The organism is Thiohalorhabdus denitrificans, from assembly GCF_001399755.1.
GTDB lineage: Bacteria > Pseudomonadota > Gammaproteobacteria > Thiohalorhabdales > Thiohalorhabdaceae > Thiohalorhabdus > Thiohalorhabdus denitrificans.
This window is the reverse complement of the sequence record NZ_LJCP01000010.1, coordinates 366,467-386,044: the sequence shown is the minus strand read 5'-3', so window position 1 is coordinate 386,044 and position 19,578 is coordinate 366,467. Positions and strand designations below refer to the sequence as shown.

Genomic DNA, 19,578 nt, shown 5'->3' with positions numbered 1-19,578 from the left:
TCATTCATTCCTTGGAGATGTCGATGAGCCGAGTATTCAATTTCAGCGCCGGACCCGCCGCCCTGCCCGAAGCGGTCCTGCGCAAAGCCGGCGAGGAGATTCTGGACTGGCACGGGTCGGGCATGTCGGTGATGGAGATGAGCCATCGCGGCAAGGAGTTCACCGCCATCATCGAGAAGGCGGAGGCCGACCTCCGCGAGCTCATGCAGATCCCCGACGACTACTCGGTTCTCTTTCTCCAGGGCGGCGCGAGCAGCCAGTTCGCCATGATCCCGCTCAACCTGCTGCGCGGCAAGGGTAAGGCGGACTACATCAACACCGGCAGCTGGTCCAAGAAGGCCATCTCCGAGGGCAAGCGCTACTGCGAGGCGAACGTGCCCGCCACCGCCGAGGCCGAGAACTTCACCTGGATCCCCAAGCAGGACCAGCTGGAGCTCGACCCCGCGGCCGCCTACTGCCACATGACAAGCAACAACACCATCTTCGGGACCGAGTTCCACTACACCCCCGATACCGGTGACGTGCCGCTGGTGGCCGACATGTCCTCGGACATCCTTTCCCGGCCCATCGATGTCAGCAAGTTCGGCATGATCTACGCCGGCGCCCAGAAGAACATCGGGCCCAGCGGGCTGACCATCGTTATCGTGCGCAACGACCTGGTGGGGCACGCCGTGGACTGGTGCCCGACCATGTTCGACTACAAGACCCACGTGGACGCCAAGTCCCTGTACAACACCCCGCCCACCTACGGCATCTACATCGCCGGCCTGGTGTTCGAGTGGCTCAAGGAGCAGGGCGGCCTGGAGGCCATGGCGGAGCTGAACCAGCGCAAGGCCAACAAGCTCTACGAGGCCATCGACGGCAGCGATTTCTACCATTCCCCCGTGGTCCCCGAGGACCGCAGCTACATGAACGTGCCCTTCACCCTGTCCAATCCGGATCTGGATGCCACCTTCCTGGAGGAGGCGGGCGAGAAGGGTCTGGTGGCGCTGAAGGGGCACCGTTCCGTGGGCGGTATGCGCGCCTCCATCTACAACGCCATGCCCGAGGCCGGAGTGGACGCGCTGATCGATTTCATGCGCGATTTCGAGAAGCGGAACGCGTAGCCGCCTCCTGAGGGGGTCGGTCAGGGACGCCGCTCCCGGAGCGGGAAGAACGGCGGCGTCCGCGGCCCCGTGGACGGCGCCATCGGGCGCGGGACCGGGCGCCACCAAGGCCCGTCCGCCAGGGGGAGGCCCTGCTGCAGGGGCCTCCCCGTCCCGTGGGGCGCCGCGTCGTCGGGGCTTCTTTCCGGCCTCCCCGCCGGCGGGCGCTCTCCCGATCCCCCGAACCAACCCGGATACGAGGTCTTATTTCAGATGCCGAAGGTACTGATCAGCGACAAGATGTCGCCGAAGGCGGAGGCCGTGTTCCAGGAGCACGGCATCGAGGTGGACGTGAAGACCGGGCTGTCGCCCGATGAGCTCAAGGAGATCATCAGCGAGTATGACGGCCTGGCCATCCGCTCCGCCTCCAAGGTGACCGAGGACATCATCAACGCCGCCACCAACCTGAAGGTGGTGGGGCGCGCCGGGATCGGCGTGGACAACGTCGACATCCCCACGGCGTCCCAGAAGGGCATCATCGTGATGAACACGCCCTTCGGCAACACGGTGACCACCGCCGAGCACGCCGTCTCCCTGATGGTCTCCGCGGCCCGCAACATCCCGCAGGCCTCCGCCGCCCTGAAACAGGGCCGGTGGGAGAAGACCAAGTGGGGGGGCGTCGAGCTCTACCAGAAGACCCTCGGCGTGATCGGTACCGGCAACATCGGCTCGCTGGTGATCGAGCGGGCCCACGGCCTGAAGATGCGGGTCATCGCCTACGACCCCTTCATCTCCCAGGAGCGCGCCGACGACCTGGGCGTGGAGCTGGTGGAGCTGGACGAGCTGTTCCGGCGCGCCGACTTCATGACCATCCATACCCCGCTCACCAACGCCACCAAGCACCTGGTGAACGATGACGCCTTCGACCAGATGAAGGATAACGCCATCCTCATTAACGCCGCGCGCGGCGGGGTGGTGGACGAGGCGGCCCTCGACCGGGCCCTGGAAGCCGGCAAGATCCGCGGCGCCGCCCTCGACGTGTTCGAGGAGGAGCCGGTGGGGGAGGACCATCCCCTGCTGCGCCACGACAATTTCATCTGCACGCCGCACCTCGGCGCCTCCACCGAGGAGGCCCAGGTGAACGTGGCCGTGCAGGTGGCCGAGCAGATCGCCGACTACCTGAATAAGGGCACCATCCAGAACGCGGTGAACATCCCCTCGGTGGCCGAGGAGGAGATGCCGCTGCTGCAGCCCTACCTGAACCTGGGCGAGCGGCTGGGCTCCATCCTCGGCCAGCTCGCCGCGGGCGGGCTGAAGAAGGTGGACATCGAGTACGCCGGCGAGGTCTCCGGGCTCAACCAGAAGCCCATCACCACCACCATCCTGAAGGGTGTGCTGGACCCCATCCTGCCGGACTCGGTGAACCTGGTGAACGCGCCCCTGCTCGCCGAGCAGCGTGACATCAAGGTGAGCGAGACCACCAGGAAGCAGGCCGAGGAGTTCACCAGCATGGTGCGGGTGACCCTGACCACCGAGAAGCGCGCCTGGACCATCGACGGCACCCTGGTGCACGGCACCCCGCGGGTGGTGGAGCTCAACGGCGTGGAGCTGGAGCTGGTGCCGGACGGGCGCCTGCTGTACATGGCCAACCGCGACGAGCCCGGCCTCATCGGCCGCATCGGCACCACCCTGGGCAACGCCGGCATCAACATCGCGGGCTTCATGCTGGGCCGGGAGGCCCCGCATCAGCAGGCGGTTTCCTTCATCAGCGTGGATCAGTCGGTGCCTGCGGACGTGCTCAAGCAGATCGCCTCCGAGGAGAACGTCCTGGAGGTCAAGGAGGTGAACCTGTAGCTACGGGTACCTCCGCCCCGACGTAACGGGTAGGATTGGCGGGCCGGACCGGTTGACGGGTCCGGCCCCGTTTTTGCCAGGCCGCGGAGCCCAACCTTCCAACAGGTGGAGAACGGAATCAGCCGTGAGCCAAGACGGTCCATCCCATAACGGCGAAAGCGATGGCCGCCAGGAGGAGCTGCGCCAGGAAATCGACCGCCTGGACGCGGAGGTCCAGCGGCTCATCAACCAGCGCGCCGCACGGGTCCTGGAGATCGCCCGCATCAAGGAGTCCAACGGCGGGCCTTTCTACCGGCCCGAGCGGGAGGCCCAGATCCTCGCCCGCGTCGCCGAGCGCAACGAGGGTCCGTTCCCCGACGAGGACATGGTCCGGATCTTCCGCGAGGTCATGTCCTCCTGCCTGGCCCTGGAGCGCCGGCTGCGCATCGCGTTCCTCGGGCCCGAGGCCTCCTTCACCCACACCGCCGTGCAGGTGCATTTCGGCCACGCGGTGGAGGAGCATCCGGTGGCCGCCATCGCCGAGGTGTTCCGCGAGGTGGAGGCGGGTACCGCCGATTACGGGGTGGTGCCGGTGGAGAACTCCACCGAGGGGGTTGTGAACGCCACCCTCGACCAGCTCATGCGCACCAGCCTTCAGATCTGCGGGGAGGTGGCGCTGCGGGTGGAGCACCACCTGATGAGCCACGCCGGAAGCATCGGGGCCATCCAGCGGCTCTACGTGCACCCGCAGACCCGGGCCCAATGCCGGGAATGGCTGCACGCCCATCTGGACGGGGTGGAGTGGGTGGAGGTGCCCAGCAACGCCGAAGCGGCGCGGCGGGCCAGCCAGGAGCCGGAAAGCGCGGCGGTGGCCGGCGCCGCGGCGGCGGAGCTGTACGAGCTCCCCATCCTGGCGGCCGGTATCGAGGACGAGCCGGACAACACCACGCGCTTCGTGGTGGTCGGCGAGGAGGGCGCCGGGGTCTCCGGCAACGACAAGACCTCCATCGTGATCTCGGCGCCCAATCGGCCCGGGAGCCTGTTTCAGGTGCTGCAGCCCTTCTCCCGGGCCGGGGTCAACCTGACCAAGATCGTCTCCCGCCCGGCGCGGTCCTCCCTGTGGGAATACGTCTTCTTCCTGGACCTGGAGGGTCACCGGGAGGAGCCCACCGTCCAGAAGGCCCTGGAAGGGGTGACCGAGGGCGGGGCCGCGGTCAAGGTCCTGGGCTCCTACCCCCGGGCCCGCTGACGGTTGGCCGGGGCCATGAGCGGGCAGGATGCTTTTCACCGCGTCACCGTCGTCGGCCTCGGGCTGATCGGCGGCTCCCTGGGGCTGGCCCTGCGCCGGTGCGGGGAGGTGGACGAGGTGGTGGGGGTGGACGCCTCCGCCGCCGTCGGCGAGCGCGCCCTCCAACGGGGGCTGGTGGACCGCGTCGAGGGGGATCCAGCCACAGGGGCCCAGGGGGCGGACGTGGTGGTGGTGGCGGTGCCGGTGGGCAGCTTCGGCGCGGTGCTGGAGGCCATCGCGCCGGGGCTCGGGGAGGACACGCTGGTCACCGACGTGGGCAGCGTGAAGGGCCGCGTGGCGGCGGAGGCGGAGGCCCGCCTCCAGGGCCGAGGCCGCTTCCTCGGGGGGCATCCGCTGGCCGGGACCGAGGACTCCGGGGTGGAGGCCGCCCTGGAGGACCTGTTCCAGGGGGCGCTGTGCATTCTGACCCCCACGGAGGAGACCCCCGCGCCGGCCCTGGAGCGGCTTTCGGCCCTGTGGCGCCTGGTGGGCAGCGAGGTGGTGACCATGGGGCCGGAGGAGCACGACCACGTCCTGGCCGCCACCAGCCACCTGCCCCACATGCTCGCCTTCAGCCTGATCCGGACCTTCGGGGGGCTCGACGAGCCCGAGCGCCTGGGGCGGTTCGCCGCCGGGGGCTTCCGCGATCTGACCCGGATCGCCGGCAGCGACCCGGTGATGTGGCGGGATATCGCCCTGGCCAACGCCGGGCCCCTGCTGGAGATGATCGACCGGTTCGAGGCCCGGCTGGACGACCTGCGCCGCGCCATCGCCGCCGGGGACGGCGACGCCCTGGAGGCCTTTTTCCGGGAGGCCCGCGCCCTGCGGCGCGGCCTGCCGCCCCGGGTCCATGCCGACGAGGAGCAAGATGACCAGCAGTGATCAGGAGGATCGGCTCGTCGCCCGGGGCGGGCGCATCGGCGGCACCGTGGCGGTGGCGGGCGACAAGTCCATCTCCCATCGCGCCGTAATGTTCGGGGCCCTGGCCGAGGGAGTGAGCCACGTGGAGGGCTTCCTGGCCGGGGAGGACTGCTTGGCCACGCTGGCCGCCTTCCGGGCCATGGGGGTGCGCATCGAGGGCCCCGAGGACGGGCGGCTGGTGATCCACGGCGTGGGTATGGACGGCCTGCGGGCCCCGGAGGCGCCGTTGGACATGGGCAACTCGGGGACCTCCATGCGCCTGCTGGCCGGGCTGCTCGCCGCCCAGCCCTTCGCCGCGGAGCTTACCGGCGACGCCAGCCTGTGCAACCGGCCCATGGGGCGGGTGGCGGAGCCGCTGGGAAGCATGGGCGCCCGGATCACCGCCCTGGAAGAGGGCGGCCGCCCGCCGCTGCGCGTCGCCCCCGCCGAAGGGCTGCGAGGCATTCGCTACGACCTTCCGGTGGCCTCCGCGCAGGTGAAATCGGCGGTGCTGCTGGCGGGGCTATACGCGGAGGGCGAGACCTGCGTCACCGAGCCCGCCCCCACCCGGGACCATACGGAGCGCATGCTCGCGGCCTTCGGCTACCCCCTGCGTCAGGAGGGGGCGACGGTCTGCCTGGAGGGGGGCGGGCGCCTGCGGGCCGCCGACCTCACCATTCCAGGGGATCTGTCGTCGGCGGCCTTCTTCCTGGTGGCCGCGGCCCTGCAGCCCGGCTCCGATCTTACCCTGGAGGGGGTGGGGATAAACCCCACCCGGCGGGGTGCGCTGGACATCCTGCTGGCCATGGGCGCGGGGATCGAGGTCCGCAACGAGCGCACCTACGGCGGGGAACCGGTGGCGGACCTGCGGGTCCGAGGTGGGGAGCTGGAGGGGATCGAGATCCCCGAGCACCTCGTGCCCCTCGCCATCGACGAATTTCCGGTTCTGTTCGTGGCCGCCGCCGCCGCGCGCGGGCGCACCGTCCTGCGGGGTGCCGCCGAGCTCCGGATCAAGGAGAGCGACCGCATCCAGGTCATGGCCGACGGGCTGCGGGCCCTGGGCATTGCCGCCGAGCCCCTGGAGGACGGCATCGTCATCGACGGCGGGCCCATCGGGGGCGGAACCGTGGACGCCCATGGCGACCACCGCGTGGCCATGGCCTTCGCCGTGGCCTCCGTGGCGGCCTCCGCACCCATAACCGTGACGGGGGCCGCGGCCATCCGGACCTCCTTCCCGGATTTCCTCGCGGTGGCCCGGTCGGCCGGCCTTGAGATCGAAGCGGACAAGGACTGAGGGGAGCATGGCAGGCAACGGGGAAGATTCCGCACCGGTAGTAACCATCGATGGCCCCAGCGGTACGGGCAAGGGGACCCTGGCGAACCTGCTGGCCCGGGAGCTGGGCTGGCATTATCTGGATAGCGGCGCCCTGTACCGCGCCGTGGGCTGGGCCGCGATCCAGGCCGGCATCCCCCTGGAAGCCGCGCACGCCGAGGAGCTCGGAACGTTGGCGCGGAACCTGGAGATCCGTTTCCAGCCGGAGGCCGAGGGACCGGTGCGGACCTTCATCGGCAAGCAGGAGGTGACCCAGGAGCTGCGCAGCGGGCCGGTAAGCGAGGCCGCCTCCATCGTTGCCTCCATGAAGCCGGTCCGGGACGGCCTGCTGGACCTGCAGCGGCGCTTCCGCGAGCCGCCCGGCCTGGTGGCCGACGGCCGGGACATGGGGACGGTGGTGTTCCCGGAGGCGCCGGCCAAGGTGTTCCTGACCGCGACCCCGGAGGAACGGGCCCGAAGGCGTTATGAACAGTTGAGGGGCCAGGGTTGTGATGTTAGTCTGGAACGAATAACGCAGGAGCTCCGTCAAAGGGACGAGCGGGATACCCATCGGAATGTGGCGCCCCTGCGCCCCTCCGAAGGGGCATATGTTATTGATACCACGGACATTTCCATAGAGGAGGTGGTGGCCGAGACCCTGCGCCGGGTACGCCAGAGCCTCCCCGAGAAGTTCGCGGACGGTTGAGGAGCCGGGACCCACGGGTCCCAGAAATTTTCACCAGGAGTGGCAACCTTTTATGCCTGAGACCAACACCCAAACCCCCACCCAAGCCCCCGGCGAGCCCGATTTCGCCACCCTTCTCGAGGAGAGCCTCAACGAGGAGGAGATCCAGTCCGGCGAGATCATCACCGGAGAAGTTGTGGGCATGGACGAAAAGGAAGTGATCGTCCATGCCGGCCTCAAGTCCGAAGGCCTCGTTTCTCTCCAGGAGTTCATGGACGAGAACGGCGAGATCGCCGTGGATGTGGGGGACCAGGTGGAGGTCTGCGTCGAGGCCGTGGACGACGGCTTCGGCGAGACCCGGCTCTCCCGGGCCAAGGCCCTGCGGGCCCGTGCCTGGAACGAGCTGGAGCAGGCCTACAACAACGACGAAGTGGTTCAGGGTGTGCTCACCGGCAAGGTCAAGGGCGGTTTCGTCGTCGACATCAACGGCATCCGCACCTTCCTGCCGGGCTCTCTGGTGGATGTGCGGCCCGTCCGCGACGCCACCTACCTCGAAGGCAAAAAGCTCGACTTCAAGGTCATCAAGCTGGACCGCCGGCGCAACAACGCCGTGGTGTCCCGCCGGGCCGTGGTGGAGGAGGAGCGCAGCGCCGAGCGCAAGGCGCTCATGGACCGCCTGGAAGAGGGTCAGACGGTCAAGGGCATCGTCAAGAACCTCACCGACTACGGCGCGTTCATCGACCTCGGCGGCCTCGACGGCCTGCTGCACATCACCGACATGGCCTGGAAGCGGGTCAACCATCCCTCCGAGATGGTCAACGTCGGCGACGAGATCGAGGTGAAGATCCTCAAGTTCGACAAGGAACGCGAGCGCATCAGTCTCGGCCTCAAGCAGCTCACCGAGGATCCCTGGGCCGACCTGCCGCGGCGCTACCCCGAGGGCAGCCGGGTCTGGGGCAAGGTCACCAACATCACGGACTACGGCGCCTTCGTGGAGCTGGAGGAGGGCGTCGAGGGTCTGGTGCACGTCTCCGAGATGGACTGGACCAACAAGAACGTCCATCCCTCCAAGGTGGTGCAGCCCGGCGACGAGGTGGAGGTGATGATCCTCGACATCGACGAGGAGCGCCGCCGCATCTCCCTGGGCATGAAGCAGTGCCAGTCCAACCCCTGGGAGGAGTTCGCCCAGACCCACGCCAAGGGCGACCGGGTGCAGGGTGTGGTCAAGAGCATCACCGATTTCGGCATCTTCGTGGGCCTTCCCGGCGGCATCGACGGCCTGGTGCACCTCTCCGACCTCTCCTGGAGCGAGGCCGGCGAAGAGGCCGTCCGCCAGTACCAGAAGGGCGAGGAGGTGGAGGCCGTGGTGCTCTCCGTGGATCCCGAGCGGGAGCGCATCAGCCTCGGCGTCAAGCAGCTCTCCGATGATCCCTTCAGCAACTGGGTGGCCGAGCACGACAAGGGCACCGTCATCGAGGGCGAGGTGATCGAGGTGGAGCCCAAGGGGGCCCGCGTCCACCTGGCCGACGATGTGGAGGGCTTCGTCCGGGTTGCGGATATCTCCCAGGACCACGTGGAGGACGCCCGCTCCGCCCTGGTCGCCGGCCAGAAGGTGGAGGCCCAGGTCACCGGCGTGGACCGGCGCAACCGCATGATCAACCTGTCCATCAAGGATAAGGATAAGGTTGAGGAGAAGGAGGCCGTGAAGGATTACCAATCCAAGGCGGCCGCCTCCGGGACCACCAGCCTGGGTGACCTCCTCAAAGAACAGATGATGAAGAAAGATGGAGAGGATGACGGCTGAACCGCGTTCCCGTCACCCTTCTCGCGACAGCAAGGCCGCCTGGTTGACAGGCGGCCTTCTGTTTCTTGTCGCCAGCGGCCTCCTGGGGATCTTCTCCGGGGGAGGGTCGGTCGCCACCCAGTCCCACATGGCCGAGGTGGAGATCCAGGGGCCGATCCTGAGCGCCGAGCCCACCCTCAGCCTGATCGAGGACGCCCGGGAGCGTCCCGAGGTGAAGGGGGTACTGCTCCGGGTCAACAGCCCCGGGGGTGGAGTGGGGGCCTCCGAGTCCCTGTACAAGGCCGTGGCCCGGCTGTCGGAGGAGAAGCCGGTGGCGGTCTCCCTGGGCGATATGGCCGCCTCCGGAGGATATATGGTGGCCCTGGGCGGCGACCGGATCTTTGCTCTGGATTCCACGCTCACGGGATCCATCGGCGTCATCATGATGAGCACCGGGGTCTATCCCCTGCTGGACAAGATTGGTGTGGTGCCGCGTATCATTAAATCAGGGAGATTCAAGGATGCCGGGTCTCCCCTGCGCGAGATGAGCGAGGAGGATCGCGATTACCTCCAGTCCATGGTGGACGAGCTGCACGGCCAGTTCGTGGCCATGGTGGCCGAGGAGCGCGGCATGGAGCCGGGGGAGGTTCGCCCCCTGGCCGATGGTCGGGTGTTCTCCGGAAGCCAGGCCCGGTCCTCCGGGTTGGTGGATGCGGTCGGGGGCCGGGAAACGGCCCTCCAATGGCTGCGCGAGGAGGCCCAGCTGGGTCCCGAAGCGCCCATCCGCACCCTGGAGGCCCCCGAGGGCTGGCTGCGGCAGGTCCTTCCTGCCGGACTTTTCAATTGGCTGCAGCTACGCTTTGCCCCCGAGCCCCGGTACCTGTACCAGGGGGGGTGAATCGCCAAAGCGTAACGGCGCATAGCAAGGTGGCGACCATGACCAAATCCGATTTGATCGACCGTGTGTGTGAGCGGCTGGATTACCTCACCCGCAAGGACGCCGAGGTAGCCGTTAATACCCTTTTTGACTATCTTAGTGAGCAGATCGCTGCCGATCGCCGGATCGAGCTGCGGGGCTTCGGCAGCTTCGGGACCAAGAGCCGGGCCGCCCGGCGGGGCCGGAACCCCAAGACCGGGGAGACCGTGGATGTGCCACCCAAGCGGGTTCCCTTCTTCCGAGCCGGGAAGAGCCTCCGGGAGGAGGTGGACCAGGGCTGAATCCCGCCTGGCCCGGGCGGTGGACGCCTCGGTAGTCGGTGGGTACCCTCTCGAACGGGGCTACGACCCCCGGTTGCCCGCCCATCCATGACCGGATCCCCCTTACTGGGTGAGGCCGGGGCGCCGGGTCTTGCCCCCGTATCCGGCGCCCCCGAGCGTCCCGCCTCTACTTGCCCTTGGATTGTCCTGGCTGCGGCCCGCGTTGGAACAGGAGGATTCGTGAAACGCACCCTGAGCGCCTTGCTTTTCCTGGTTGTCTTCCTGATCGGGGTGAGCTTTGCCCTGAAGAACCCGCAAGGGGTGGAGATCCATTACTACTTCGGGATCCACCTGGGGCCGTTTCCCGTCAGCCTGGTGATGATCGTTGTACTGCTGGTTGGGGTCCTTCTCGGGGGCCTGGTGGCGAGCTTCCCCTTGCTCAGTCGCCACCGCGAGGTCCGGCGGATCCGGCGCCGTATGGAAGACATGGAACAGGAGCTGGGGCGGCTGCGTAAGCTGCCGCTCAAGGACGAGCCCTGACATGCCGGAGCTCTGGACCGGCGGGCTGCTCCTGGCTCTGGCCGCCGGGGTCGGTTACTTCTGGGGCCGGTGGCGCTCGGTGGAGCCTCCCGCCGCGGCTCGCCAGGACGGAAGCTCCCCCTCCTATTTCCAGGGTCTGTACCACCTGCTCAACGAGCAGCCCGAGCAGGCCATCGAGGCCTTTCTCAACGTTGCCCGGGTGGAGCCCGAGACGGTGGATGCGCACCTGGCGCTGGGGAACCTGTTCCGGCGGCGGGGAGAGGTGGATCGGGCCCTGCGCATCCACCAGAACCTGATCGCGCGCCCCAATCTCGCCCGGGACCAGCGCGACCACGCCATGTACCAGCTGGGGCTGGACTACCAGAAGGCCGGGCTGCTTGACCGCGCCCGGCAGGTGTTCTCCGAGCTGGTGGAGCGGAACCGCCATTACACCCCGGCGGTGCAGGCACTGGTGGAGATCACCGAGCAGGAGCGCGAATGGCCGGAGGCCCTGGAGTGGCGCAAGCAACTGGCCCGTATCCGGGGCCACGGGGATCCGGTAGCCGAAAGCCTCATTCATTGCGAGATGGCGTCCGAGGCCCTGGCCCGGAACGATCTCTCCCGCGCCCAGCAGGCCATCCGCCGCGCCCATGCCGTTGATGCCGCCTGCGTTCGGGCGAGCATCCTGGCGGGACAGCTGCACAGCCTGAAGGGCAACGACCGCAAGGCCGTCCGCGAGTGGGAGCGCATCGTGCGGCAGCAGCCGCAGCACTTGGTGCTTGTCCTCGACGACCTGGTGGCGGCCTATCACCGGATGGGCGAGACCGAGGCGCTCCGGAAATTCCTGTCCGACACTCTGGAGTCCGCCGAGCACCCCTCGCTGTTTGCGGCCCTGACCGTCCACCTCGCCCGCGAGGTGGGGGCGGAGGAGGCCCTGCGGTACGTGGCCGAGGGCCTGGCCCGGCACCCGAACAGCGCGGAGCTGGTCAGCTCTTACGTGGGGATGTGGAAGGACCTGCAGGAGCGGGGCGAGGAATGCCGGGCGGTCCTGGAGGTTGTTGAACCCTACCTGGAGCGTGCCCGAGCCCGGCAATCGCGCTTCGTCTGCACCAATTGCGGCTTCAAGAGCGCCTACATGCAGTGGAAGTGCCCCCAGTGCCGCAACTGGGGCACCCTGGAGCTGCAGGCCGCCTGACCGCGCCTTCCGTTTTCCATTTCCGGACGGGCATTTGGGCCCCGGGAATCCGGGGCTCTGGAACCATTTCTTGGGGCAGGGGAGAGGACCGCCATGTGGAGCGACCGCGTCATCACGGCCCTGGATGCGCCGGATTGGGCTCAGGCCCGGGAGATGCTGGACCGCCTGCCGGAGGAGAACCGCCGGGTGAAGGTGGGCAAGCAGCTTTTCACCCGGTCCGGGCCCCGGGTGGTGGAGGAGCTGCGGGACCGCGGCCGTGAGGTCTTCCTCGACCTCAAATACCACGATATCCCCAATACGGTGGCAGGGGCCCTTCGGGCCGCGGCCGATATCGGCGCATGGATGGTCAATGTGCACGCCAGTGGCGGGCCGCGCATGCTGGAGGCCGCCCGTGAGGCCCTGGAGGGATCGGAGGCCCGGCCCTGGCTAATCGGGGTCACGGTCCTGACCAGCATGGATGCCAGAGAGCTGCGGGCCGTCGGGGTGGAAGGTGATCCCGAGAACCAGGTGCTCCGCCTGGCCCGCTTGGCCCGGGAGGCCGGACTGGACGGGGTGGTGGCCAGCCCCATGGAGGTCCCGATGCTGAGGGAGGAGCTCGGGCCGGACTTCCTCCTGGTCACCCCCGGGGTGCGTCCGGCCGGGGCGGGGGCGGACGACCAGCGCCGGGCCGCCACGCCGGGTCGGACGGTGGCCGACGGGGCCGATTACCTGGTGGTGGGCCGGCCGCTCACCCGGGCCGAGGACCCCGCCCGGGCCTGGAGCTCCCTGATCGCCGAGATGGACGCCGCCGCCGGCGGCACCTGATCCGACCAACCCAAAGGAGAACCTCGCACGCCATGGAAGCCCAATCCCCGGAAGCGCTCCTCGACCTCTACCGCGAGAGCGGAGCCCTGCTGGAGGGCCATTTCCAGCTCTCCTCCGGCCTCCACAGCAACCGTTACCTGCAGTCGGCCTTGGTGCTGCAGGATCCCCGCAAGGCGGAGACCTTGTGCCGGGCGCTGGCGGAGCGCCTGCCGGAGGGAATCCAGTACGTAGTGGGACCGGCCCTGGGCGGAGTGGTGGTGGCCTACGAGCTGGCCCGCGCCCTGGGTGCCTACGGCCAGTTCACGGAGCGCAAGGAGGGGGCCATGCAGCTCCGGCGTGGCTTCCAGCTACCGGCGGGGGCCCGGGTCTTCATCATGGACGACATCCTCACCACGGGTACCTCCATCCGGGAGTGCCACGAGGCGCTGAAGGAGAAGGACATCGAGATCGCCGGCTGCGGCTGCCTCGTGGACCGCTCCGACGGGCAGGCCGACCTGAACGGGCTGCCCCTGTACGCCCTGGTAGGGCTGGAGGTCCAGGCCTGGGAGCCCGCCGACTGCCCCCTGTGCGCCGAAGGCCTGCCCCTGGAGAAGCCGGGCAGCCGCGGGGCCTAGGCTCGGCTCAGGAGACGCGGGCCAGGGCGGCGACCACCTCCGTCCAGGCTTCGGCGAGGTTCTCGCGGTTGTATCCCCCTCCCCCCAGGGCCAGCAGGCCGCCGCGGCAGGAGGCGGTCCGTTCCTGCAGGCGGGCGGCGGCCCGGGCATGGGTGGCCGGCGAGAAGGCCAGGTCGGTGAGGGGATCCCCGGCCAGGCTGTCGGCCCCGCACTGAAGGATGATGAATTCGGGACGCGCCCGGTCCAGATGGGCCTCCACTTCCTCCCAGGCGGTACGGAAGTCCCCTTCGTCCGCTCCCGGTTGCTGGGGCAGGTTCAGCTTAGTGCCCTCCGCCGCCCCTTTCCCCCGCTCCTCCGCGTCCCCCGTGCCGGGAAACAGGGTGCGGCCGTCTTGGTGGATATCCGCGATCCACACGGCCGGATCCGCTTCGAATTCGTAGAACACCCCGTCGCCGTGGTGGGCGTCGATGTCCACGTAGGCGATCCGCTGCAGCCCGTGGTCCCGCTTCAGGGTTTCGATCACGACCCCGCAATCGTTGAACACGCAGAACCCTGAGGCGCGGTCCCGGCGGGCGTGGTGCAGTCCGGCGATGGGCACGAAGACCGCGGTGCAATCCCCACGTAACAGGCGTTCCGCGCCGTCCACCGCACTCCCCACCACGGTTGACCCCGCCTCGAAGATGCCCGGTTCCGCCGGGGTATCCCCCAGGTCCAGGTAACCTCCACCACGCTCCGCAAGGGTCCGGACCCGCTCCACGTATTCCGGGGCGTGGAAGCGCTCCAGAAGGTCCCGACCGGCGGTGACCGGGGAGCAGACCCGAACCAGCTCCTCCAGGCCTTTCTCCGCCGCGCGGCGCTGGAAGGCCTCCATCCGGTCCCGGCCGAAGGGATGGCCCCCGCCGAAGCCATAGGCCCCCAGGGTGGCTCCGAGGTACATGCAGGCTTGTCCGTTTTGGACCTCGCTCACTGTCCTGCCTCCGTCTTCTCTGGTGTTTCCGGCCTTTCATCCCACTGGATCCAGAAGCCCTGCCTACGCCGGCCATGGGGGAAAGTCCCAATACCCGGCAATAAAAATGTATGACAACCTTTTAATATTGGCGTCCCTTTAAATAATAAAAGGTTTTTTTGGTTTGACAGGATAAAGTATTGGTGGCGAACTGAAATTAAGAAAGGGCCTTGATTTGGATCAAGGCGCATTGGAAGGAGGGTGCTTTGAAGATCAAAGAGGTTCTCAGTGTTCCGGGGGTCCTGGGGGTGGTTATATTTTCCCCCAAGGGGGAGCTTAATGACTACAAGGGGGATATCTCAGAGGATCAGGCACGGATGGCCGCCCATATGTGCTACTCGAACTCCTCTCTCATGCAGATGCAGGGGCGGCTCTTTGCCGACTATTCGCGGCAGCCGGAATGGAAGAACTTCGAGGGCTGGGCCATGTTAGGGCCGGAGCTCGGGGTCTACGTCAAGGGCGACACCGCCTGCTTCCTGAACCGGGAGGAGGCGTCCCTCAATCAGGTCTCGGAGGCCGTGGACAGCGTCGCCCGGCCGTTGAAGCCCTGAGGGCCTCTTCCGAGAAATAAACCAGAAAGGGGAATCGCAATGACCAAACTGGACGAGTTGATGGAGCTTCCTGGGGCGGTTGCCGCCATCCAGTTCGACAGCCAGGGCGAGATCAAGGACTTCCGCGGCGACCTGACGGATGATCTGGCCTCCATGGCGGCCCAGATGTGCGCGGCCAATATGGGGATCTTCCGGATGCAGGCCGACGGCTGGGGGCGTCTCACCGGGCAAAAGGGCTTCTACCCCGAACGGGGCTTCGCCTTCATGGGCCTGGATTTCGCCGTGGCCTCCTACGGGGACCAGGCGGTTTTTCTGCGGAAAAGGGACGCCGATTATGACCGGGCCTTCCAGGTCATGGGTGGCTGACCCCCGAACGTACCGATCCGGAAGGAGGCCAGGCAATGGCGAACCTTGACGAGCTCATGCAGGTAAAGGGGACGATTGCGGCGGTCCGCTTCCGGGAGGATGGATCCCTGGCCCAGCAGGTTGGGGACATTTCCTCCGCGAATGCGGATCTCGCTTCGGACATGTGTAGCGCCACCAACCAACTTATGCAGCAGGAAGCGGATCTGTTCGCCGCGTATTCGGGGATGCGGGGATGGACGCCGCCGGAAGGCTGGGCCATGCACGGAGATGAATACAGCATCTGGGCCCTGGGCGAGTTCGCCTGCATCGTGCGGAATGCCGAGGTATCCTACAACGAGCTTTACCGGGTCCTGAACCACTTGGCCCACTACTGATCCGGAAGCCGCTTCCCCTGCCGGGGGGTTCGGGGCCAGCCCGACCCCCTGGCCGTTTCCTTCCCGACCACTTCGTTGCCCCATTCCCCCGACCAGCTTTTGGACGCCGTTCCCGGGACCGGCTCGGGAAGACCCCGCTAGGGCGAGGGCAGGGCGGCGGGGTCCGTTTGGCTCTTCCGGTAGCGCCCCTCGGAGAACAGGTCGGCCACCCAGCGCGCCGGCGGGTAGTTGTTCAGCTCGTACAGCGGGGTAGGGGTGTCGGTGTGGGCCTGTTCCACCGTTTCCGCCATACGCTCCAGCAAGACCTCCCCCTCGGGATCCAGCAAGCGGACATGGAGGCTCAGGGTCAGGTAGAAGCTTATGTCCGGTTCGGCCGAGCCCACGTCCCACTGATGGCTTTCCAGGCGGCAGCGGAGGATGGAAACCTCCAGGGTACCGCTGCCGGGGGCGCCCCCGGCCTCCGGAGGCACCAGCTCCACCGGACCCAGGCGATTACGGAGCAGGCCCACCAGGTGGTCCTGGAGCTGATCCGGGGCGCGGCCGCAGGTTTCCCGGGCGTGGTCCGCGGGAGGCGGGCCCTGGAGGGTCACCGGTTCGAGCTTTAGCCGCTCTATGGGCAGGGGCGCCCAGGTCTCTCCTTCCCGAAGGGGGCTGCAGGCCGACAGGACCAGGCATATTGCGGCTCCGAGAAGGACGGTCAGGCGCATGGGGGACCCTCCCGGTATAGGGCTCCTTTCCATCCACCCTAGCAAAGGAGCCCTTCCATGGGGGTGGGCCCGGGTCTGCCGCTCGTTGCGGTTACTGGGTCGGGCTCCCCGAGGCCACCAGGGCGGGATCCAGGCTGCAACCGTGCAGGTTGATGCGCCAGTCCAGGTGGGCCCCGGTGGCCCGGCCGGTGGCCCCCACCCGGGCGATGGGATCCCCCTTTCCGACCCGCTCGCCCTCCTTCACGAGGATCTCTCCGAGGTGCAGGTAGGAGGAGCTCAGCCCGTGGCCGTGGTCGAGGATCAGGGTTCCCCCGGAGAAAAACAGGCCCTTCTCGGCCAGACGCACCCGGCCCGGGGCCGGGGCACGGACCAGGGTGCCGGTGGGGGCGGCGATATCCACCCCCGTGTGCGGCTTGCGGGGCTTTCCATTGAGGATCCGCTGCGATCCGTAGACCGAGGAGATGGGCCCGTGCACGGGCCAGCGGAAGTCGGCATGGAAATGGGGATAGGGGGATTCCAGGCTCCGGGCCTTCTGGACCATGGCCCGGTCCAGAAGGATCCAGGGCAGGTGCTCGGCCAGAGGGGTGACCTTGTGCTCGGGAAGGCCTTCCAGGCGCTGGGTGGCGTATGCGCGCTGCCGTACGGGGATGGCCGCGGAATCCCGAGTGCCATCTGGGCTGATCAGGGTGAGCTGTGCCTTTCTGGGGGCGTCCCGGCCGAACCCCAGGAGGAAAGCCCCCTTCTCCGAGACCCGGATAGGCCGGCCGCGGAAACGGACCTCCGTCCCGGGCGTCGTCTTTCCCACGACCAAACCCCCTTGCTGAAAGGAGCCCTTGAGCTGCACGGGGGACGGGCTGCCGGCGGCCTGGGGAAACACCAGAAGGGCCGCCAGGCCGAATAGCCAGGATCGGGTTTGTGGGACCACCTTGCTCCTCCAACCGGATGTTTGCAGGGTGCCCGCGCCCGTCCGGGGGACGGGAGGCACCCTGGAATGATTTAGACCCCCGGAACGGGGGATCCGGTTCGGGGAGCGTGCTTCCCCAAATCCTGGTTCCCCCCCTTTTCCTTCCCCCCCGGGCCGATCCTTCCTCTGGTGCGGCGGCGTGCATCGGCCGATTGCGAGGGTAGCGGCAATATAAACCAAAAACGGTAGGTCCTGCCAAAAAGCCGCGCAAACCCTGCGGCGAATGCTCTTTCCCCCCGCTTCGTGCTTACTATGGTGGGAAGCGAAACCTCTTGCACCACGCAGGGAAGGGCCCCATGAAGACCGTCCACGACTTTCCCCGCCATGTTCAGGAGCTGGAGAACGTATGGATCCCTCTGTCCGACGGGACCCGGCTGGCCGCCCGGATCTGGCTCCCGGAGGACGCGGAGGAGCACCCGGTGCCGGCCATCCTGGAATACATCCCGTACCGGAAGCGCGATATGACCCGGGATCGGGACGACCAGAACCATCCCTATTTCGCCGGGCACGGGTACGCCGCGGTACGGGTGGACCTGCGGGGATCCGGGGATTCGGATGGGGTCCTGGAGGACGAGTACCTGCGGCAGGAGCTGGACGACGGCGTGGAGGTGATCCGGTGGCTGGCGGAGCAGCCCTGGTGCGACGGCAACGTGGGCATGATCGGGATCTCCTGGGGCGGCTTCAACGGGCTGCAGGTGGCCGCGCTCCAGCCCCCGGAGCTGAAGGCGATCATAACGGTCTGCTCCACCGATGACCGGTATGCGGACGATGTCCACCACATGGGCGGGTGCCTGCTCGGTGACAACCTATCCTGGGCCTCCGTGATGTTCGCCTACAACTCCTGTCCCCCCGATCCAGCCATCGTGGGGGAGCGTTGGCGGGACATGTGGTTTCAGCGCCTGGAAGGCTCCGGGCTGTGGCTCGAAAAATGGCTCCGGCACCAGAACCGGGACGCGTACTGGCTCCATGGGTCCATCTGCGAGGATTACACGAGGGTGCAATGCCCGGTCTACGCCGTGAGCGGCTGGGCGGACGGCTACACCAATGCGGTGTTCCGCATGCTGGCCAACCTCGGGGTGCCCCGAAAGGGCCTGATCGGGCCCTGGAGCCACAAATATCCCCACTTGGGCAAGCCCGGGCCGGCCATCGGGTTCCTCCAGGAGGCCCTGCGCTGGTGGGATTACTGGCTCAAGGGGGAGGACACGGGGATCATGGACGAGCCCATGCTACGGGTCTGGATGCAGGATTCCGTCCCCCCCACCACCATGTACAAGTTCCGTCCCGGCCGGTGGGTGGGGGAGGAGGCCTGGCCTTCCTCCAACATCGAGATGCGGCGGATGCCCCTTGCCCCCAGAAAGCTCGAGGAGCCGGGGACCTCCGTGGCGGATCAGCCCATGAGCATCCGATCGCCCCTTTCCGTGGGGCTTTTTGCCGGAAAATGGTGCTCCTACACCGCCCCGCCGGATCTGCCCCACGACCAGCGGGAAGAGGACGGGGGAGCCCTGGTCTTCGACTCCGACCCCCTCCCGGAGGACCTGGAGATCCTGGGGGCGCCGGTTGTCGAGCTGGACCTGGAGGCGGACCGGGCCGTGGGGATGGTTGCCGTCCGGCTGTCGGATGTTGCCCCGGACGGCAAGGCCACCCGCAACACCTACGGCCTGCTCAACCTCACCCATCGCGACAGCCACGAGCAGCCCACGCCGCTGGAACCGGGGAAGCGGTACCGGGCCCGCATCCAGCTCAACGACATCGCCCAATCCTACCCCGCAGGCCACAGACTGCGGGTCTCCATTTCCACCTCCTACTGGCCCCTGGCCTGGCCGCCGCCGGAGCCGGTGCAGCTGACCATCCGTTCGGGGACCTCCTTTTTCGAGGCTCCCGTGCGCCTGCCGCAGGAACTGGACGGGCGCCTGCGGGGGTTCGAGGAACCGGAGGCGGCCCCCTCCACCGAGATGACCCTCCTCGAGCCGGAAGAGCACCGCTGGACGGTGGTCCGAGACCTTGCCGGGGATGTCTCCACTCTGGAGGTCATCAACGACGAGGGCACCTACCGCCTGGAGCCCACCGGGACCGAGATCCAGAGGCGGACCAACGAGTGGTACACCTACGAGGACGACGATTTCGGCTCCCCTCGCGGCGAGACCTATTGCATACGGGGGTTCAGGCGGGGGGATTGGGCGGTCAAGACCCTTACCCGCACTGTCCTGACCTGTGACGAGGAGAACTTCTATATCCGCGCCGAGCTGGACGCCTACGAAGGGGACACCCGGGTCTTTTCGAAGAACTGGAATACTTCCATTCCCAGGAATCTTGTCTAACCCATTTACAGGAAGGAATAAGTATGTCCACTGTAAATAAAGACGACGTGGCCGGGACATCCGGGCCCCTGGGGGAC

20 protein-coding genes are annotated in these 19,578 nt (G+C 67.7%); 17 read left to right on the top strand and 3 right to left on the bottom strand.

The window, feature by feature from the left end:
- Window positions 1–23 precede the first annotated feature (23 nt).
- From serC to pyrE, 13 genes are all read left to right on the top strand, one after another.
- On the top strand, window positions 24–1,106 hold the full coding sequence (gene serC, locus AN478_RS08490) for a 3-phosphoserine/phosphohydroxythreonine transaminase (protein ID WP_054966180.1): 1,083 nt from the start codon (window positions 24–26) through the stop codon (window positions 1,104–1,106).
- A 252-nt stretch (window positions 1,107–1,358) separates the two neighbouring features.
- Window positions 1,359–2,939 (top strand): phosphoglycerate dehydrogenase, encoded by a 1,581-nt coding sequence (gene serA / locus AN478_RS08485; RefSeq protein ID WP_054966179.1) that lies wholly within the window; start codon window positions 1,359–1,361, stop codon window positions 2,937–2,939.
- 124 nt (window positions 2,940–3,063) lie between these two features.
- Window positions 3,064–4,167 carry a prephenate dehydratase gene (gene pheA, locus AN478_RS08480; protein ID WP_054966178.1) on the top strand — a complete coding sequence of 368 codons (1,104 nt, stop codon included), beginning with the start codon at window positions 3,064–3,066 and terminating at the stop codon, window positions 4,165–4,167.
- Window positions 4,168–4,182: 15 nt separating this feature from the next.
- On the top strand, window positions 4,183–5,088 hold the full coding sequence (locus AN478_RS14450; protein WP_054966177.1) for a prephenate dehydrogenase: 906 nt from the start codon (window positions 4,183–4,185) through the stop codon (window positions 5,086–5,088).
- On the top strand, window positions 5,075–6,400 hold the full coding sequence (gene aroA, locus AN478_RS14445) for a 3-phosphoshikimate 1-carboxyvinyltransferase (protein WP_231627364.1): 1,326 nt from the start codon (window positions 5,075–5,077) through the stop codon (window positions 6,398–6,400). Before AN478_RS14450 ends, aroA begins: the two co-directional genes overlap by 14 nt.
- Before the next feature lie 7 nt (window positions 6,401–6,407).
- On the top strand, window positions 6,408–7,124 hold the full coding sequence (gene cmk, locus AN478_RS08465) for a (d)CMP kinase (protein WP_054966175.1): 717 nt from the start codon (window positions 6,408–6,410) through the stop codon (window positions 7,122–7,124).
- 52 nt (window positions 7,125–7,176) lie between these two features.
- The gene (gene rpsA, locus AN478_RS08460) at window positions 7,177–8,907 is read left to right on the top strand and encodes a 30S ribosomal protein S1 (protein WP_054966174.1); all 1,731 of its coding nucleotides are present in this window, start codon (window positions 7,177–7,179) and stop codon (window positions 8,905–8,907) included.
- On the top strand, window positions 8,897–9,784 hold the full coding sequence (gene sppA, locus AN478_RS08455) for a signal peptide peptidase SppA (protein WP_176758749.1): 888 nt from the start codon (window positions 8,897–8,899) through the stop codon (window positions 9,782–9,784). The genes rpsA and sppA overlap by 11 nt, the downstream gene beginning before the upstream one ends.
- Window positions 9,785–9,822: 38 nt before the next feature.
- The gene (locus tag AN478_RS08450; protein WP_054966172.1) at window positions 9,823–10,104 is read left to right on the top strand and encodes an integration host factor subunit beta; all 282 of its coding nucleotides are present in this window, start codon (window positions 9,823–9,825) and stop codon (window positions 10,102–10,104) included.
- Window positions 10,105–10,323: 219 nt separating this feature from the next.
- Window positions 10,324–10,623: a lipopolysaccharide assembly protein LapA domain-containing protein gene (locus AN478_RS08445; RefSeq protein WP_054966171.1), complete on the top strand. Its 300-nt coding sequence runs from the start codon at window positions 10,324–10,326 to the stop codon at window positions 10,621–10,623.
- A gap of 1 nt (window position 10,624) precedes the next feature.
- Window positions 10,625–11,797 carry a lipopolysaccharide assembly protein LapB gene (lapB, locus tag AN478_RS08440; RefSeq protein ID WP_054966170.1) on the top strand — a complete coding sequence of 391 codons (1,173 nt, stop codon included), beginning with the start codon at window positions 10,625–10,627 and terminating at the stop codon, window positions 11,795–11,797.
- 93 nt (window positions 11,798–11,890) lie between these two features.
- The gene (pyrF, locus tag AN478_RS08435) at window positions 11,891–12,601 is read left to right on the top strand and encodes an orotidine-5'-phosphate decarboxylase (protein WP_054966169.1); all 711 of its coding nucleotides are present in this window, start codon (window positions 11,891–11,893) and stop codon (window positions 12,599–12,601) included.
- Window positions 12,602–12,633: 32 nt separating this feature from the next.
- Window positions 12,634–13,215 (top strand): orotate phosphoribosyltransferase, encoded by a 582-nt coding sequence (gene pyrE / locus AN478_RS08430; RefSeq protein WP_054966168.1) that lies wholly within the window; start codon window positions 12,634–12,636, stop codon window positions 13,213–13,215.
- Between the two features lie 7 nt (window positions 13,216–13,222).
- Here pyrE and AN478_RS08425 read toward each other — a convergent pair whose 3' ends face one another.
- A complete protein-coding gene (locus tag AN478_RS08425) occupies window positions 13,223–14,182 on the bottom strand; it encodes an arginase family protein (protein WP_231627363.1) in 960 nt (319 codons plus the stop codon).
- Between the two features lie 245 nt (window positions 14,183–14,427).
- Between AN478_RS08425 and AN478_RS08420 the strand changes: the two genes are divergently transcribed.
- Genes AN478_RS08420 through AN478_RS08410 form a run of 3 tightly spaced genes read left to right on the top strand, consistent with a single transcriptional unit; the run spans window position 14,428 to window position 15,512 of the window.
- A complete protein-coding gene (locus tag AN478_RS08420) occupies window positions 14,428–14,772 on the top strand; it encodes a DUF2173 family protein (protein ID WP_054966166.1) in 345 nt (114 codons plus the stop codon).
- Between the two features lie 39 nt (window positions 14,773–14,811).
- Window positions 14,812–15,138: a DUF2173 family protein gene (locus AN478_RS08415; protein WP_054966165.1), complete on the top strand. Its 327-nt coding sequence runs from the start codon at window positions 14,812–14,814 to the stop codon at window positions 15,136–15,138.
- A 35-nt stretch (window positions 15,139–15,173) separates the two neighbouring features.
- Window positions 15,174–15,512, top strand: coding sequence for a DUF2173 family protein (locus tag AN478_RS08410; RefSeq protein WP_054966164.1), 339 nt, complete (start codon window positions 15,174–15,176; stop codon window positions 15,510–15,512).
- 137 nt (window positions 15,513–15,649) lie between these two features.
- Here AN478_RS08410 and AN478_RS08405 read toward each other — a convergent pair whose 3' ends face one another.
- Together AN478_RS08405 and AN478_RS08400 are read right to left on the bottom strand one after the other, a co-directional pair.
- Window positions 15,650–16,219: a hypothetical protein gene (locus AN478_RS08405; protein ID WP_054966163.1), complete on the bottom strand. Its 570-nt coding sequence runs from the start codon at window positions 16,217–16,219 to the stop codon at window positions 15,650–15,652.
- A gap of 91 nt (window positions 16,220–16,310) precedes the next feature.
- Complete coding sequence (locus AN478_RS08400) at window positions 16,311–17,024, bottom strand: M23 family metallopeptidase (protein WP_231627362.1); 714 nt, start codon at window positions 17,022–17,024, stop codon at window positions 16,311–16,313.
- 455 nt (window positions 17,025–17,479) lie between these two features.
- On the opposite strand from AN478_RS08400, the gene AN478_RS08395 reads away from it, so the two are divergent.
- A complete protein-coding gene (locus AN478_RS08395; protein ID WP_054966162.1) occupies window positions 17,480–19,501 on the top strand; it encodes a CocE/NonD family hydrolase in 2,022 nt (673 codons plus the stop codon).
- The last annotated feature ends 77 nt before the right edge of the window (window positions 19,502–19,578 follow it).